This is a genomic window from Taibaiella sp. KBW10 (assembly GCF_003852495.1).
Taxonomy (GTDB): domain Bacteria; phylum Bacteroidota; class Bacteroidia; order Chitinophagales; family Chitinophagaceae; genus Edaphocola.
Map to the genome: position 1 here is coordinate 440725 of NZ_QAJI01000004.1, position 13657 is coordinate 454381.

18 protein-coding genes are annotated in these 13657 nt (G+C 38.0%); 11 read left to right on the forward strand and 7 right to left on the reverse strand.

The annotated features are described in order from the left end of the window. Positions 1-517 precede the first annotated feature (517 nt). On the reverse strand, positions 518-787 hold the full coding sequence (locus DBR32_RS09600; protein ID WP_124636092.1) for a SymE family type I addiction module toxin: 270 nt from the start codon (positions 785-787) through the stop codon (positions 518-520). A 143-nt stretch (positions 788-930) separates the two neighbouring features. On the opposite strand from DBR32_RS09600, the gene DBR32_RS09605 reads away from it, so the two are divergent. The 3 genes from DBR32_RS09605 to DBR32_RS09615 all read left to right on the forward strand — a co-directional run bounded on the left by DBR32_RS09605 (position 931) and on the right by DBR32_RS09615 (position 3219). After that, positions 931-1356, forward strand: coding sequence for a helix-turn-helix domain-containing protein (locus DBR32_RS09605; protein ID WP_233559706.1), 426 nt, complete (start codon positions 931-933; stop codon positions 1354-1356). Between the two features lie 81 nt (positions 1357-1437). After that, on the forward strand, positions 1438-2553 hold the full coding sequence (locus DBR32_RS09610) for a zinc ribbon domain-containing protein (protein ID WP_124636093.1): 1116 nt from the start codon (positions 1438-1440) through the stop codon (positions 2551-2553). A gap of 42 nt (positions 2554-2595) precedes the next feature. Beyond that, positions 2596-3219: a hypothetical protein gene (locus DBR32_RS09615; protein ID WP_124636094.1), complete on the forward strand. Its 624-nt coding sequence runs from the start codon at positions 2596-2598 to the stop codon at positions 3217-3219. Positions 3220-3261: 42 nt separating this feature from the next. Here DBR32_RS09615 and DBR32_RS09620 read toward each other — a convergent pair whose 3' ends face one another. From DBR32_RS09620 to DBR32_RS09630, 3 genes are read right to left on the reverse strand one after another with little or no spacing between them, the layout of a single operon-like run. After that, a complete protein-coding gene (locus DBR32_RS09620; protein WP_124636095.1) occupies positions 3262-4011 on the reverse strand; it encodes a RelA/SpoT domain-containing protein in 750 nt (249 codons plus the stop codon). A gap of 2 nt (positions 4012-4013) precedes the next feature. Beyond that, positions 4014-5027 carry a ParA family protein gene (locus DBR32_RS09625; RefSeq protein WP_158605951.1) on the reverse strand — a complete coding sequence of 338 codons (1014 nt, stop codon included), beginning with the start codon at positions 5025-5027 and terminating at the stop codon, positions 4014-4016. Beyond that, positions 5020-5607 (reverse strand): hypothetical protein, encoded by a 588-nt coding sequence (locus DBR32_RS09630; protein WP_124636097.1) that lies wholly within the window; start codon positions 5605-5607, stop codon positions 5020-5022. The genes DBR32_RS09625 and DBR32_RS09630 overlap by 8 nt, the downstream gene beginning before the upstream one ends. 464 nt (positions 5608-6071) lie before the next feature. Here DBR32_RS09630 and DBR32_RS09635 point away from each other — a divergent pair, with 464 nt between their 5' ends. From DBR32_RS09635 to DBR32_RS09670, 8 genes are all read left to right on the forward strand, one after another. Further along, positions 6072-6431: a DUF2200 domain-containing protein gene (locus tag DBR32_RS09635; RefSeq protein WP_124636098.1), complete on the forward strand. Its 360-nt coding sequence runs from the start codon at positions 6072-6074 to the stop codon at positions 6429-6431. Positions 6432-6635: 204 nt separating this feature from the next. After that, positions 6636-6992, forward strand: coding sequence for a hypothetical protein (locus DBR32_RS09640; protein WP_124636099.1), 357 nt, complete (start codon positions 6636-6638; stop codon positions 6990-6992). Between the two features lie 849 nt (positions 6993-7841). Next, the gene (locus DBR32_RS09645; RefSeq protein WP_124636100.1) at positions 7842-8165 is read left to right on the forward strand and encodes a helix-turn-helix transcriptional regulator; all 324 of its coding nucleotides are present in this window, start codon (positions 7842-7844) and stop codon (positions 8163-8165) included. 6 nt (positions 8166-8171) lie between these two features. Further along, positions 8172-8639 carry an SRPBCC domain-containing protein gene (locus tag DBR32_RS09650; RefSeq protein ID WP_124636101.1) on the forward strand — a complete coding sequence of 156 codons (468 nt, stop codon included), beginning with the start codon at positions 8172-8174 and terminating at the stop codon, positions 8637-8639. A gap of 18 nt (positions 8640-8657) precedes the next feature. Continuing rightward, positions 8658-9035 carry a DoxX family protein gene (locus DBR32_RS09655; RefSeq protein WP_233559707.1) on the forward strand — a complete coding sequence of 126 codons (378 nt, stop codon included), beginning with the start codon at positions 8658-8660 and terminating at the stop codon, positions 9033-9035. A gap of 9 nt (positions 9036-9044) precedes the next feature. After that, positions 9045-9623, forward strand: a complete 579-nt coding sequence (locus tag DBR32_RS09660) for a YdeI family protein (protein WP_124636103.1) — start codon at positions 9045-9047, stop codon at positions 9621-9623. 82 nt (positions 9624-9705) lie between these two features. Beyond that, on the forward strand, positions 9706-10077 hold the full coding sequence (locus tag DBR32_RS09665; RefSeq protein ID WP_124636104.1) for a DoxX family protein: 372 nt from the start codon (positions 9706-9708) through the stop codon (positions 10075-10077). Between the two features lie 42 nt (positions 10078-10119). Beyond that, positions 10120-10689: a DUF4256 domain-containing protein gene (locus tag DBR32_RS09670; RefSeq protein ID WP_124636105.1), complete on the forward strand. Its 570-nt coding sequence runs from the start codon at positions 10120-10122 to the stop codon at positions 10687-10689. A 128-nt stretch (positions 10690-10817) separates the two neighbouring features. On the opposite strand, the gene DBR32_RS09675 is transcribed toward DBR32_RS09670, so the two are convergent. From DBR32_RS09675 to DBR32_RS09685, 3 genes are all read right to left on the reverse strand, one after another. After that, positions 10818-11498 (reverse strand): TetR/AcrR family transcriptional regulator, encoded by a 681-nt coding sequence (locus tag DBR32_RS09675; protein WP_124636106.1) that lies wholly within the window; start codon positions 11496-11498, stop codon positions 10818-10820. 24 nt (positions 11499-11522) lie between these two features. Further along, a complete protein-coding gene (locus DBR32_RS09680; protein WP_124636107.1) occupies positions 11523-12782 on the reverse strand; it encodes an aminotransferase class I/II-fold pyridoxal phosphate-dependent enzyme in 1260 nt (419 codons plus the stop codon). Between the two features lie 160 nt (positions 12783-12942). Then, positions 12943-13536, reverse strand: a complete 594-nt coding sequence (locus tag DBR32_RS09685; protein ID WP_124636108.1) for a Crp/Fnr family transcriptional regulator — start codon at positions 13534-13536, stop codon at positions 12943-12945. Positions 13537-13657 lie beyond the last annotated feature (121 nt).

Below are 13657 nucleotides of genomic sequence, written 5' to 3' on the forward strand. Positions count from 1 at the left end.
AAGTATTTCTTTGGATTTGCAGTAGGCGGCTAGTTCGCGCCTAATTTGATAATTGGTAAGTGATTTCATAATAGTAATGATTAACAACGTTTTTGATCATCACTACATAATTTATACTTAACATAATATAAATTATAGGACAAAACAACCTTTGTAAAAAAATTGGCTAAAAATTACTGGTAAGCCTAAAGCCGCCAAACTCGCCCCGTAGCCTCGTTATAGTCAAAAAATTCCGCAGGCTCAAACAATGGCGGCTTCTTAGCGGCTTCTGAGCACATAATTATTGAGCGCATCAAGGGCATTGGTACGAAAGATCCTTAGTGTTCATGTACAAAGCCAGTAAAACCCAGGTATTGGCATTGGGTTGGCTGTATGGGAAAACGCTGGTACTACAAGTTTCGCTGAGGTTTGAGCGTACATATAAATATATGTTTTTCCTGTGCGCTGGTAATTAATTGTTTTTTCTACTTTCACAGGTATGGTATTTTATTATTTCTCTATTTAACATAATGTAAAATCACACAATTTCTATCTTTTCCCTTTGAAACCGCTCTTGTAACGCCTCATACTTTTGCTCCTTAGCAATGGCGTTTGTGAGCCGGCCTTTCTCACAAATAATGTCTACCACATGGCCTATTTTGAAGCCGCTATCTTGCAGCCATTTACCACCGAGCCGCAGCACGGGATATGGTGTATTTCTACTCCCAAAGCGGTTGTACGATTTGCTGCAAATAGTAATGCGCCTTGTTGCAGGCTTTGTGTTGCGGGGTGTTGCGATCGTTTGCATAGGTTATCCTTTTTGTTGGTACAAAGCACGCACCACAGCAAGGTATATCGAAGTAATGGTTGGTATGTTTTATTACATTACAGGAATATTTTATTTAACTTTGAGCCACGCATATCTGCCTTGAAAAATATAAATTTGCTACTATGACAACACAAGCTACCATGCCGCATAAAAAAGTACACGAAGGCCGTAACATAAAGCGTTTTCGCGAAATGATGGGAATGAAACAAGAAGCCCTGGCCATTGACCTTGGCGACGATTGGACGCAGAAAAAAGTATCGCTGCTGGAACAAAAAGAGACGATTGATGCTCCCCTACTCCGTCAGATTTCTGATATACTTAAAGTACCTGTGGAAGCTATTCGAAATTTTGATGAGGAACAGGCAGTAAATATTATTTCCAGTACATTTCATGATAGTGCTGTAGCGAACACTTTTACTGAAAACTCACAGGCAAACTTTCATTGTAGTTTCAATCCACTTGATAAAATGGTAGAACTGTATGAGCGTATGTTGGAGCAACAAAAGGAAATGATTGAAAAGTTGGAGCAGCTGCTTGATAAAAAGTAAATTAGATACTTTCTTATAATAGTTAATAACGACTATTTATATCACTAATGATAAGTTTAATTTATTCAAACAAAATTGTAAATGGAGTCGCAAAACTGTTTCAATTGTAATATTATAGTCACTGAAAATGATAATTTCTGTTCATCCTGTGGAAGCAGAATTAAATGTAAGTCGTGTACAACCCTTATTAAAAAAGGTGCAAGTTTTTGTACAAATTGTGGTGAATCTTTTAAAGCTAAACAATTACAAGAGACCACATTGAATACAATAAAATATAGAAAAGGTATTGATGAGGTTTCGTATGAAATATCATTTACCAATGAAGTTGGTAAAGAAAGTATGAATGAATTGTTAACTGCAATAGTAAATAATCGCGCAGGTTTTCAGCAAATTCCATTAGGAGAGCAAGTAAATTCGAATAAATCAATTCAAACAGCTTTATATCCCAATAATGGAAAAGTACTGCATGTGCCTGACCAAGAAGAGATTATTCCTGTATTAATGGAGATACCTCATATTAATGATATCGAAACTAACTTAGACTGTCAAGAAAACGTTTGGATAGGAATCCATGCATTTTACGTGAGCGATTATGGTCAGAAAAATTTTACTAAAGAAGAAATCAGAACCTCGTATATTGCAAGGCGTAGAACTGATAATAGAGTAAAGAACTACACTAGAGAGTGGAAAATTGCACACAAAAAATATTTCAAAACTATAAATGATAGCGAACTGGCCTTTCAAACGGGGAAAGTTGAAGAGCTTAAATCTATAATACTAGGCATTTACAAAGAGCAACCTTCAAAAAGTAAAAAGGTAACCAACTCTGCTTCAGCCAAAAAATCACCAGCGAAATCCATTAAAATTGAAGAATTTGATTTATCAAAAAGTGAAGAAAAACCTTCTTTGGAAGAATTCATAAATCTTAAAAGGCCCGGGGAGAGCACGAATGATAGAATTGTAGTAATTGCATATTATATAACTAGAATAGTGAAAGCAGATTTTTTTACAGAGGGGCAAGTTGAGTTTGCATACAAGGCACTGCAATTAAACAATAGACCAGGACATTTAAGGCAAACAATTAATAACGTTAAGAATACTAAAGTATGGTTTAAAGACATAGCGCAAGGGCACTGGAGCCTCGAACGATTGGGCGAGCTTTATGTAGAAGAAAAACTTCCTACAACTACTAGCTAATCGACGAATGTTTATTTACAATGCAAATCTATTTTAAGTATTATGTTGCCAGTTAAAGTAATAGACAGAAAACCTGTTCAAAGCAAGAGTAAATATTTAAGTAAAATTTTTGAAGTATTATCAGAAGAGGAAGGAGATGACTTCGATTTGATAATCTCAATAGAGCAGTATGATATTTCGTTTAGAGACTTTAGCCATTTTTTAATTACTATAGATCATTTTTACGGAAGATTTTATAAGAAGGGATTTTTGAGCTATGCGATGTCGCCCTATGATCATTTAAGGGCGTCTGAAATCCGACAGGGGTCTATAGAAATTATCATCGAGGATATACTCAAAAAAATCTCTTTAAATGAGGTTGTCTATTTTTTCTTGATGATTAAATATTTGCCCGCAATTTTTAAAGAAACAAGCGAGGCGATAAAAAATATTACCGAGGCTTGGAACAATTATGAAAATGCCAGGAAAGTTAGACTAGAAAGGAAAAATCTAAGTAAAGAACTTAGAAAAGAAGAACTTCTCAAAAATTTGTCTGATGATGAAATTAGGAAATTGACGAGAAGCTTAATCAATCGATATGCTAATGAGAAAAAGAGTTTAAAAAAGGCCGCAAGATTTGCAGCTCAAAAACTTTTAGATGTTAAATTCAGAAAAAGAAAATCCTAGTTTTACAATTACAACATGTATGCTCATATAGTTTAACTGATCCTAGTCTTTTTTTCGAGTAATCTTCTTTATGGGCTGAACTTTGATATCATCCTGTTTTTTATGTTCGTAATTGTATGTGCTAAATATCGAATCCACAAGCCTGCTACAGCTTGACGTGACTCTAGCTAGGGTTTTTATCTGTTCTCTGCAAGAATGACTGTTTGATTTGTGAGGATAGTTTATTTTATGATCGACTTCGCCCCAAACTTCTTCCATTAAGGTCCTCACTTGAATTTCACAAGTAATAGGATTAGAATTATTCGACTTTAAAATATAGTGAACACTTGTATACATGTTGGGATGGGGAGATGTTTCTACCCCGATACTTGTGAAGTAGGCTCTAGTTTCATCATCCCAGGTTCTAGCGTTTGGACCTTCAATAATTTGCCATTTATGTTCTGCTAGTATTTTTTTCAGCTCAATATTTATTGCTTCAAATTGACTAGTATGCAGATGTAAGATTCGAAAACCTACTAAATCATTAATTTTCTCAAATAAGTCATCTAGTGTATAATCAAATGTTTCTCCCTTTTTGAGTTCATTTGCTTTGCGCAAAAGTTTATCCTTAAGATGACTCGGATCTTTAATACGAGACTTATAAGAGTGCATCAAATCTCTTAATCCAATAGATTCTCCAATCATAGTGTTTAATCCTACTTCCAAAACTCGAAAGGTATTTTTATTGTCTACAAAATGAGCAACTAAGCTATCAATATGCTTTAATAGTTTTATAGGTATTTGTTTCGCCATGGCTAGATATCTGATGTTAGTAAAGCAATTTTAGTTGCTATGGATTTGAATTCCTTTCGTGAATCGTTCTTCATAGTCGTGTCTCCACCGTCCACATCAAAAAAAGCAACTCCTTGTTCTTGAGACAGAGGCACTAAACTTGCAAAATCCTTAACCTGACCAAGTCGAGTTTGACTTAACGTTCCTGTAGCCAGTTCTTTATCTATTCTTCTTAATACCTCCGTAATATCGCTAAAAGTAGTTTTTTCAATCATGCTTGCATAAGAAGCGAATTGGCTTGCAATCACGCCACCATACATTCTAAATCTTTGGAGTATATAGCCTAAATATTTAGGCCTTCCTGGTAATAATAATGAATTGTCTGGTGCTAACTGCGCAATAACCTGCCACTCTTTTATCCAATTAAATAGAGACTTGCCTAAGGTCTTTAAAGCCCTAGCCGAAAATAAGTCACAAGCTGCAGGAATAATGAAGTAATCACAATCAAGCAGTATTACTCTATTTAGAGGACCGATATTAGGACCAACATCGTAAAATACAAAATCAATTTCATTCTCCTCACAAATAACATTTACTATTTCACTAATAGCAGAAGCTCCTTTAAATCCACGAACTTTTCTTTGCAGACAATCAAGCCATATTTGATTTAATTCCTGCTCAAAATCAGAAAGACGTATATCTCCAGGTAACAAAAGAACACCATTGTGCATTTCGGGTGGTTGAGTAAAATTTAACTCCCCATAACTCTCGACAAATGGTTTGAGGGCAGTCCATATTGTTTGTCCATGTTCAGAATCAGAATTATCAAGCCATTTATCCACTACTTCAGCATTAACAAGATACGAGGTTAAATTACATTGGGGATCTGCATCAACCAATAATACTTTATATCCTAATGAAGCTAAAGCAGAGGCAATATTTACTAATAAAGTTGTTTTGCCAACCCCACCCTTGTGGTTATAAAGGGTTAATCTAGTTGCGCCATGTCTAGTCGGTTTTGTGTTTGCCTTACTCACTGTCAGTCTGTTTTGATGGTTGCGACTTGGCTGGTGACTTTTTGATAGTACGCCTTTTAATCTTCATATTTGCAATACTTGCTTTAGCCGCTTCTCTGTCTGGAAGTGCCTGAACAAATATTTCTCCCATTGCACTAATCTGTTTACTACCTTTAATAGCCTGAACTAAGTATCCACTTCTAGTCGCATTATCAACTGCAACAGTTGGGTTCGATAATTTGGGTTGCGCAGCCTCTGTGTTTAGTGTACTTAGATCAATAGTTTTAAAATAATTTGTATCTCTATAGTGTGTGAGGTAATAAGCTAAACAAACAATTCTTTCTATATCTGTTTTCGGAGATTTATCACGAAGAAATTCTTTTGGTGAAATAGAGCGATTTTCTGAAAATGAAATCTCATTTTTATTCGATGTACTAGATGGTTCAGCTATAGTATTATAATTAGAATTTCCATTTTCTCTAAGTGGTATATCTAAGAAAGTGGCCACAGCTAATAGCGTCCTTTTTTGTAGTTCTGCATCCATATCCTTTAGCAGAGATATTATAGTTGTTAACGCATCAATATTTATTTCTCCTGCCATTTTCATTATTTTTTATAAAAGTACTTACATTTTTTTTAAAAAGAAACGAAAACGTTTTTTAGTCTAAAAAAAATAGACAAAAGGCTATTAAATTTGAAGCAATTACAGTTTTTGTTGATCTAGAGCCGCCCCTTCCTCCATAAAGAATATTAATGACTACTCGCCACCACCCCATAATTTAGTAGATCACTTCATCAGGCATATTGTTGTTGATGAGGGCGTGCCCCCTGCCCTGTTTTATTATTGATATTTTGGTGGGCAGGGGTCGGGCTATTCGCTCATATTCCGTCACAAAGCCCGCCGCACAAGGCTTCAGCGGGGTATCCGCTGCTATCCCATCACGCATTAACCGCCACACGAAAAGTCAAAATCTAAAGGATCGGCTATTGTAACTTAACGCGAAATTATAGAGGGAAATTTTTTTTAAGCGAAAACACATTTTAACTTTATTTAAATTCTCATGCATGAACAACACAAATAACGAAAGAGTATATAAAATGTCCTTTGCGGGCGTATACCCACATTATATACAGAAGGCCGAGAAAAAAGGACGTACGAAAGCTGAGGTCGACGAGATCATTTACTGGCTTACGGGTTATGATGCCGAAGGGCTGCAGCAAGTGCTGGATAATAAGACGAATTTCGAAACCTTTTTTGCACAAGCACCACAGATGAATCCCAATACTTCCAAAATAACAGGGGTAATCTGCGGCTACCGCGTGGAGAATATCGAAGATAAATTGATGCAACAAGTACGCTACCTGGATAAGCTTATTGATGAGTTGGCTAAGGGCAAAGCCATGGAAAAGATTTTAAGACCATAAATTAGTAAAAAACACTCCGGATACCGGATCTCTGTGCCCTTTACCTTTTGGTATCTGCTTAGCTATACATGGCACGTACTGGCCTTTACTTAATTCCTAATCATAAGCAATGCTGCTATACTATATCTGATCAGTTTGAAGTTTTAGTTTCTACAATTTCTTTATATTTACGAAAGAATTTTAAAACAATCGCCACGGAGCAATATGAGCAAATTTATTTTTTTGACGATACCAACGATGCTTTTGTTAAGTTGTAATGAAACGGGCAACAGCAATAAAGCAAAACCAATAGAAAACCAAACAATACAAAAGGACAAGGCCGTATCTGAAAATGTTTTTTGGCATAAAAACCAAGTTATAGAGCAGGTGATTAAAGAAACAGATTCCCTATATATCGTGCAAATTGGTATCATGGCCCAATCTTTTCAATTGGAGCAGCAACACAATGCACATTTCAATGAGGATTTAAAGCTCTTGAAGAAAAGCCTTTCGGAACGGATAAAAGTAAACATCGGCATTGAAAACGGTAGCAATAAAATTATAAGCGTAACAGAGCGTTAGTACGATTTAGCTCTCTTCTCAATTTGGGTTTTCAAGGCATATGTGTGACATAACAAACATATAAGGCCGCATATACAGAACACGCCACCGCAGACGCTACAAACAAGGTGGTAAGGCCCCAAGTACCCCAACCACAATTTAGACCTGTTAATTGGTTTAATTAGACCCTTATAAGCACATTAAGTTCATGATCCTTATTCATAGGAGGAACAGTAAACGCTAATAGTCACTATTGGGTCTTTTTCTTTAAACTTATTGTAGGGAAGCAATCAATATTTATGCAAAAAAATATTGAGTATCCGCTTTTAGGAAACAAGGACTTTCTTTATCTTTTTAGTTTCCGCTTATATTATAACTATTGCTACCTTTTGCCTTGATGCAAAAGGTAGCGCCAAAAAATAAAGGCTGTATAAATCCTTGGCCAAAAATCATTGTTTCAGTCGGTCGCAAACCAAACTCGCTGCGCTCAGACAATGGTTTGCGCCTTTATCGACCGAGCCAATGATTTTCTTAACGCCGGATTTATAAGGCCGGTCCTAAGCGATCTGTTCTGTATCAATCGCTTACTCTTTTCATCACAGCGATAGCAATTTTGTATTGGCGTTGCGATTTTTGAGCCCTGGATGTTCCCTTACAGCTCAAAAATCGATGCACGGAACGTAACAAAATTGCGGTGCGGAGCAATCGTCTTGATGAAAACAGGCATTTTGTTTATTCTTTTATGGCCACAAAAGAATAAACAAAAGGATTGCCTATATGCGGATAGACTTAAAAATTAAATCATTTTTTCAATAAAAAATTTGCGTAGCTAAATAACTACACTTATATTTGTAGTCAAATAGCTACATAATGAATTTAAGAAGAGATGTATTCCAGGCCATAGCGGATCCTACCCGAAGGGCTATTTTATTATTAGTGGCGTCACAATCCATGACGGCAGGCGCTATTGCGGCCAATTTCGATACGGCAAGGCCGACGGTCTCTAAACACCTGCAAATCCTTACGGAATGCGCACTTTTACAACAAGAGCAAAACGGCAGGGAAATATATTATCACCTCAATGCAAAAAACATGAAGGACATAGCCGATTTTATAGAGCCCTTCCGCAATATGTGGGATGACCGATTCAACAAATTAGAAACGGTCATGAAAAACTACCAAGCAAAAAAATAACTTGTTATGGAACGCAAAACAAAAATACAAGCCGAAGAAGGCCAGCAGGACTTAACAATCATCCGGACATTTGACCTGCCTCTTGAACTCCTATTCAAGGCATATACGGACCCGGAATTACTATCGCAATGGATGGGCACTAAAGTACTCAAGCTTGACAATAAAGTGCATGGCGCTTACCAGTTTGAAACCACCGATCCGCAGGGTAACATTGTATTTCGTGCGAATGGTTGCATCCACGAATTTGTACCGGAGCAAAGAATCACGCGCACGTTTAAAATGGAAAATACACCTTTTGAGGTGCAGCTTGAATTTCTGGAGTTTGAAAAAGTCACCGATGACACCAGCAAACTGAGTATGCATATCGTATACCGCTCTATTGCGCTCCGTGATCAGCAGTTGGCCCTACCCTTTGCCCAAGGCATTAATATGGCACATAACCGGCTTCAGCATATTCTAAATCCCTTAAAATAATCTCTTATGACTAAGCGTATGAAAATAATCTATTGGAGCGCTACCCTTTGGCTGGCCTTAGGTATGTGCTCCACAGCCATCGTGCAACTCTTAAAAGTAGAGGATGAAGTAAAAGCATTCACCACCTTGGGCTATCCTATCTACCTGATGACTATTATTGGCATTTGGAAAATTTTAGGTACCATAGCTATATTAATCCCCAAAACGCCTTTGCTTAAGGAATGGGCTTATGCAGGCTTTTTCTTTGCCATGTCGGGAGCTGCTATCTCGCATATTATTATGTGTGATGCTTTCTCTAAAATATTTCCGTCCTTATTGTTGCTCGTGCTTACAATACTCTCCTGGTACACAAGACCTGCAGATAGAAAATTTATTTCCCTTAATTTTAGTTCATAAAATCTGTATATGAATCCTACTGTTGATTTTTATTTTGATAAGGCCAAAAACTGGCATAAAGAGCTGGAGCAATTAAGAAAAATCGTACTGGATTGCGGGCTGAATGAAGTGTTGAAATGGGGTTGCCCCTGTTATACCTTGGGCAAAAGTAATATCGTATTAATACATGTATTCAAAGAATATTGTGCGGTGTTGTTTTTCAAAGGCGCCTTATTGCAGGATACACATGGCGCATTAATCCAACAAACAGAACGGGTGCAAGCAGCCCGCCAGATGCGGTTTACCAATGCTTCCGAAATAGTGAAACAGGCAAAGATCCTAAAGACGTATATCTACGAAGCAATTGCGATAGAAGAAGCCGGACTTAAGGTACCAATGAAGAAAGTGGCCGAATACCCCATCCCGGAAGAATGGCAACATCAACTAAATGTGAACCCATCTCTTAAAACAGCATTCGAAGCTTTGACACCGGGACGGCAAAGGGCTTACCTGTTACACTTTGCCGCAGCCAAACTGACCCAAACCAGGGCGTCCAGGATAGAAAAATGCATCCCGCAAATTATGGAGGGAAAAGGATTGAATGATTAGTATTTTCCTGTCTTTAAATAAGCATAAGTAAATGTTAGCGCACAGAAAAACATTGTGTCATCCACGAAAAATATACACATAAATGAATACCATCTTATGGATTATACAAGTAATACTCGCCGTCTTCTTTTTGATGCCTGGTGTGGGAAAAATAAGTAACAGCAAACAAAAACATATTGCAGATGGCCATCTAAAACCCAATGCCTCTGTGAATCCGATACGGATACTGGGTATACTGGAATTACTGGGGTGTATCGGGATCGTCTTGCCCTGGTTTAGCGGCATATACCCCGTGCTCACGCCGATTACCGCCCTTTGCTTTTGCGGCATCATGATCGCCGGTATGGTGATACACATACAAAAGAAAGAATATAAAATGCTGCCCATGCTCTTTTCAGTGTTTGTTCTGAGCGCAATGGTCGCCTATTACCGGTTCCGATCAGTATCAAAATAATTAGATAATACATATCTGTCTTCAAACAAAAACAGCAGTCATATGAACGGAAATAAAAAAGAGTTAGCCCCTTCCGCCCGTGAAGAACTACTTGATATTCTGAAAACACGTTTTACAAAAAACAGCATCAGGCACAAAGGCCTTGACTGGGCCGCTATACAGGCAAAGCTGGAAGCAAATCCAGAAAAACTATGGTCGCTCAATGAAATGGAGATGACAGGCGGAGAACCGGATGTGGTCGCTCATGATCAAAAGACGGGCGCTTATATTTTCTGTGACTGTTCCCCAGAAAGCCCTAAAGGACGCAGAAGTATTTGCTACGACGCGGAAGCATTGGCCTCAAGGAAAGAACATAAACCCAAAGACAGCGCGCTACATATGGCTGCTGAAATGGGTATTGAGTTACTAACTGAAGCACAATACCGGGAACTACAGCAATGGGGCAGTTTTGATACAAAAACATCTAGCTGGATACAGACCCCTGCGGATATCAGAGCCTTAGGCGGTGCCCTTTTCTGCGATCGCCGTTATAATACAGTATTCTTGTATCATAATGGTGCTGAATCCTATTATGGTGCTCGTGGATTTCGTGGTAGGCTGGAAGTTCAATAGATCCATTCTCTGTACAAATGCTCAAACAAATTGATTGTATCAATTTGTTTGATGAAATATTTTTCACAAAAGTACCCTATACGGATAATGATATCCGTATAGGGTACTTTTTATACCTAAGAAATTAATTACTTTTTAGCTTCTTTATAGACCAATTCCATTACCTTTTCTAAGGCAAGCTTAATGGCTTTCTTTCCTTTTGGAGTATTAATATCTATCTCACAGAATGTGCTGCCATTGCTTTGTGCATGCAGAATCAAGTAGTAAATACCCGCAATCTGTAAAGCAAGAACGGCTCTGAGGTTAACATCTGTTCCGGAAAAATCGCTATCGGTCAGTTTGAATAATTGCTTACCCAATTCTTCCCGGTTATCCGCCAGCTCCCTCAAACGGGCTTGCGGTTCACTGATTTCCCAACAAAGAATTTTTTGCAGATCAGCAGATTTAGAAACTTCTTCATACATCGTATGCAATATGGCTGTTATTTCTTTTTGGCCAAACTGCTCTGCTTTTGCTACAATCGCTTCCGTCTTCGGACTGATCTGGCTCATCCAATAATCTTTTTCGTTCAGATAGGCCTCAATGAGCTCATCTACCCCCCCGAAATACAAATAGATTAACCTACGATCCACTCCGGCAGTTTCCACGATATTACGGATGGACAAACCTGTGTAGCCCTTCGTTCGCAGCACTTCGCCTACGGCGTCTAATAGTTTCTTTTTGGTACGTGCTTTATTCCTGATAGCACCATCCGTTACTTTTCTTACTTTAGGAATTTTTTCTTTATTTTCAACGATTTTCTTTGGCATTTTCAATTACTTCATGTATATGTATCATGCAAGTTCCAACTTTTTATTTATATATTCAAATGCAGCTAATGCTTTATCCAGATGTTCCCTGCTGTGGGTAGCCAATAAACTCATTCGGATACGGGCATCTTTCTTCGATACCGCAGGATATAAAATAGGGTTAGTGTAAACACCCATTTCCAGTAAAAGGCTTGCTACATCGCCTGTTATATGAGGATCTCCGATTTTTACAGGAACAATAGCAGAGCAGGAATTCCCTACATTTAAACCCATTCCGGTAAGGCCATTTTTTAAATAGTTAATATTATCCCAAAGTTTTGCCTGCCATTGCGGCTCCTCATCTAAAAGCTCTATTGCCTTGACTACACCCGTTATCGCCGGTGTGGCCGCGGCCGAAAATGCATTTTGGCGGGACTGATATTGCAAAAATTCAATAATTTCCGGACGGCTGATGACATAACCGCCTACATTCCCAAAAGTCTTGCTCAGGGTCCCGGTAATAATATCAATATCCTTCAATAAATCATAATGCTCCAGCACTCCCCTGCCCGTCTTCCCAATCACACCGATGCCATGCGCATCATCCAGCATCAGGTAGGCACCATATTGGCGACACAGCTGTAAAATTTCTTTTACGGGTGCCATATCTCCATCCTGAGAGTAAATCCCATCGATAATCACCAGCTTGGTCCTGTATTTATGCTGTGCATCTTTCAGCGCCATTTCCATCATCTCCAGGTTATTGTGCAATATTTTTTTCGTATTGGTGAGGAGACAACCCTCATAAACACTGGCATGCACCGCCATATCCAGCAGTGCGATATCTTCTTTATGCAATAAGGATTGTAGCGAAGCACTATTGGCCGTATATCCGGTAGTATAGACTAGCGCGGATCCTTTTTCTCTTTGAAAAAAAGCACATAATTTATCTTCCAATACCTGATGGTATTCATAATGCCCTCCTATAAGGGGTGATGATCCGGCACCGGTACCATATTGAATTATACTGTCGATAGCAGCTTGTTTCACCGCCGGGTGTTGCGAAAACCCCAGGTAATCATTACTCACAAAGCTCACACACTCTTTAATATTACCTGCAGCATCTTTATGCTGTACAGTGGCACCGGCAGAGTTGTAATTAATTAACCGGTAATTGAGCCGGTCTTTTTGTTTCATAAAATCAAGAAAAGAAGAGAGTTCCTGCGCTCTTTCAAACAAATTTAAATCCGGGATGTTTTCAAAATCTTTAAAAGAAGCCTTATCATAGCTAATTTTTGCTGTCATAATCTGTTGTTTTTATCGGCTTAAATATAGTCCCTTTTTTGTGATTTAATTAACTTTCTTTGCTTAAATAATTTTAAACAAAAAAATTGGCTACCTCATTCCCATTTTGCATAAGAATGTGATAGCCAAGTACCGTCCGCATTAGGCGGGCGTTAAACAATTATTTGCTAATCCCCTTTAGCCTGCTCTTTATGCGGCTTAAAGAAGGGTTTTCGATGCCCAGAAATGAGGCAATATGATATTGAGGAATTTGGTCGGGCAAATCAGGAAAGTTTTCCAGAAATTGCTTATAGCGCTCTTCTGCGTTTAGAAACACCAGGTTTTCCATACGGTTTAGCAGCTTATAAAATGCATCTTCGGCTATAGACCGTCCAATGCGTTCCCAGCCTTTTGATGTTCCGTATAATTTTTCTAAATCATTGATATGGATACTCACAATAAAGGAGGGCATCAGCGCCTGAACATAATATACACAGGGTATACGCTGTACCATGCTACGGAATGCCGTTACAAATTCACCGGGGGTATATAGGAATACCGTATTTTCCTTAAGGTTTTCATCAATATAATACGTGCGGAAAACCCCGGAAATAATAAAACCTAAATGCTGGCATACATTGCCATACTGGTTAAAATATTCCCCTTTTTTATAGTTAAATTTTTTCCAATAAGGAAGTGATAACTGAATATCTTCCTTACTTAATTTCAGTTCTTTTTCCAGATAAATGAGGAGCGCGTCTAATTCTAATTCCATACTATAGGGGGGCCATTAATTTTCAAAATTACATAACCAGTAGTCAAATGTATGAAAATATTTTTTAGTACCGCACATAAAATATATCTCACATATAAATGTATTATCTCATTTATTTGTC

Coding starts and splice junctions, on each gene's coding strand:
- DBR32_RS09600 (WP_124636092.1), bottom strand. CDS start 787: ATGCAAACGATCGCAACACCCCGCAACACAAAGCCTGCAACAAGGCGC.
- DBR32_RS09605 (WP_233559706.1), top strand. CDS start 931: ATGACAACACAAGCTACCATGCCGCATAAAAAAGTACACGAAGGCCGT.
- DBR32_RS09610 (WP_124636093.1), top strand. CDS start 1,438: ATGGAGTCGCAAAACTGTTTCAATTGTAATATTATAGTCACTGAAAAT.
- DBR32_RS09615 (WP_124636094.1), top strand. CDS start 2,596: ATGTTGCCAGTTAAAGTAATAGACAGAAAACCTGTTCAAAGCAAGAGT.
- DBR32_RS09620 (WP_124636095.1), bottom strand. CDS start 4,011: ATGGCGAAACAAATACCTATAAAACTATTAAAGCATATTGATAGCTTA.
- DBR32_RS09630 (WP_124636097.1), bottom strand. CDS start 5,607: ATGGCAGGAGAAATAAATATTGATGCGTTAACAACTATAATATCTCTG.
- DBR32_RS09635 (WP_124636098.1), top strand. CDS start 6,072: ATGAACAACACAAATAACGAAAGAGTATATAAAATGTCCTTTGCGGGC.
- DBR32_RS09640 (WP_124636099.1), top strand. CDS start 6,636: ATGAGCAAATTTATTTTTTTGACGATACCAACGATGCTTTTGTTAAGT.
- DBR32_RS09645 (WP_124636100.1), top strand. CDS start 7,842: ATGAATTTAAGAAGAGATGTATTCCAGGCCATAGCGGATCCTACCCGA.
- DBR32_RS09650 (WP_124636101.1), top strand. CDS start 8,172: ATGGAACGCAAAACAAAAATACAAGCCGAAGAAGGCCAGCAGGACTTA.
- DBR32_RS09655 (WP_233559707.1), top strand. CDS start 8,658: ATGAAAATAATCTATTGGAGCGCTACCCTTTGGCTGGCCTTAGGTATG.
- DBR32_RS09660 (WP_124636103.1), top strand. CDS start 9,045: ATGAATCCTACTGTTGATTTTTATTTTGATAAGGCCAAAAACTGGCAT.
- DBR32_RS09665 (WP_124636104.1), top strand. CDS start 9,706: ATGAATACCATCTTATGGATTATACAAGTAATACTCGCCGTCTTCTTT.
- DBR32_RS09670 (WP_124636105.1), top strand. CDS start 10,120: ATGAACGGAAATAAAAAAGAGTTAGCCCCTTCCGCCCGTGAAGAACTA.
- DBR32_RS09675 (WP_124636106.1), bottom strand. CDS start 11,498: ATGCCAAAGAAAATCGTTGAAAATAAAGAAAAAATTCCTAAAGTAAGA.
- DBR32_RS09680 (WP_124636107.1), bottom strand. CDS start 12,782: ATGACAGCAAAAATTAGCTATGATAAGGCTTCTTTTAAAGATTTTGAA.
- DBR32_RS09685 (WP_124636108.1), bottom strand. CDS start 13,536: ATGGAATTAGAATTAGACGCGCTCCTCATTTATCTGGAAAAAGAACTG.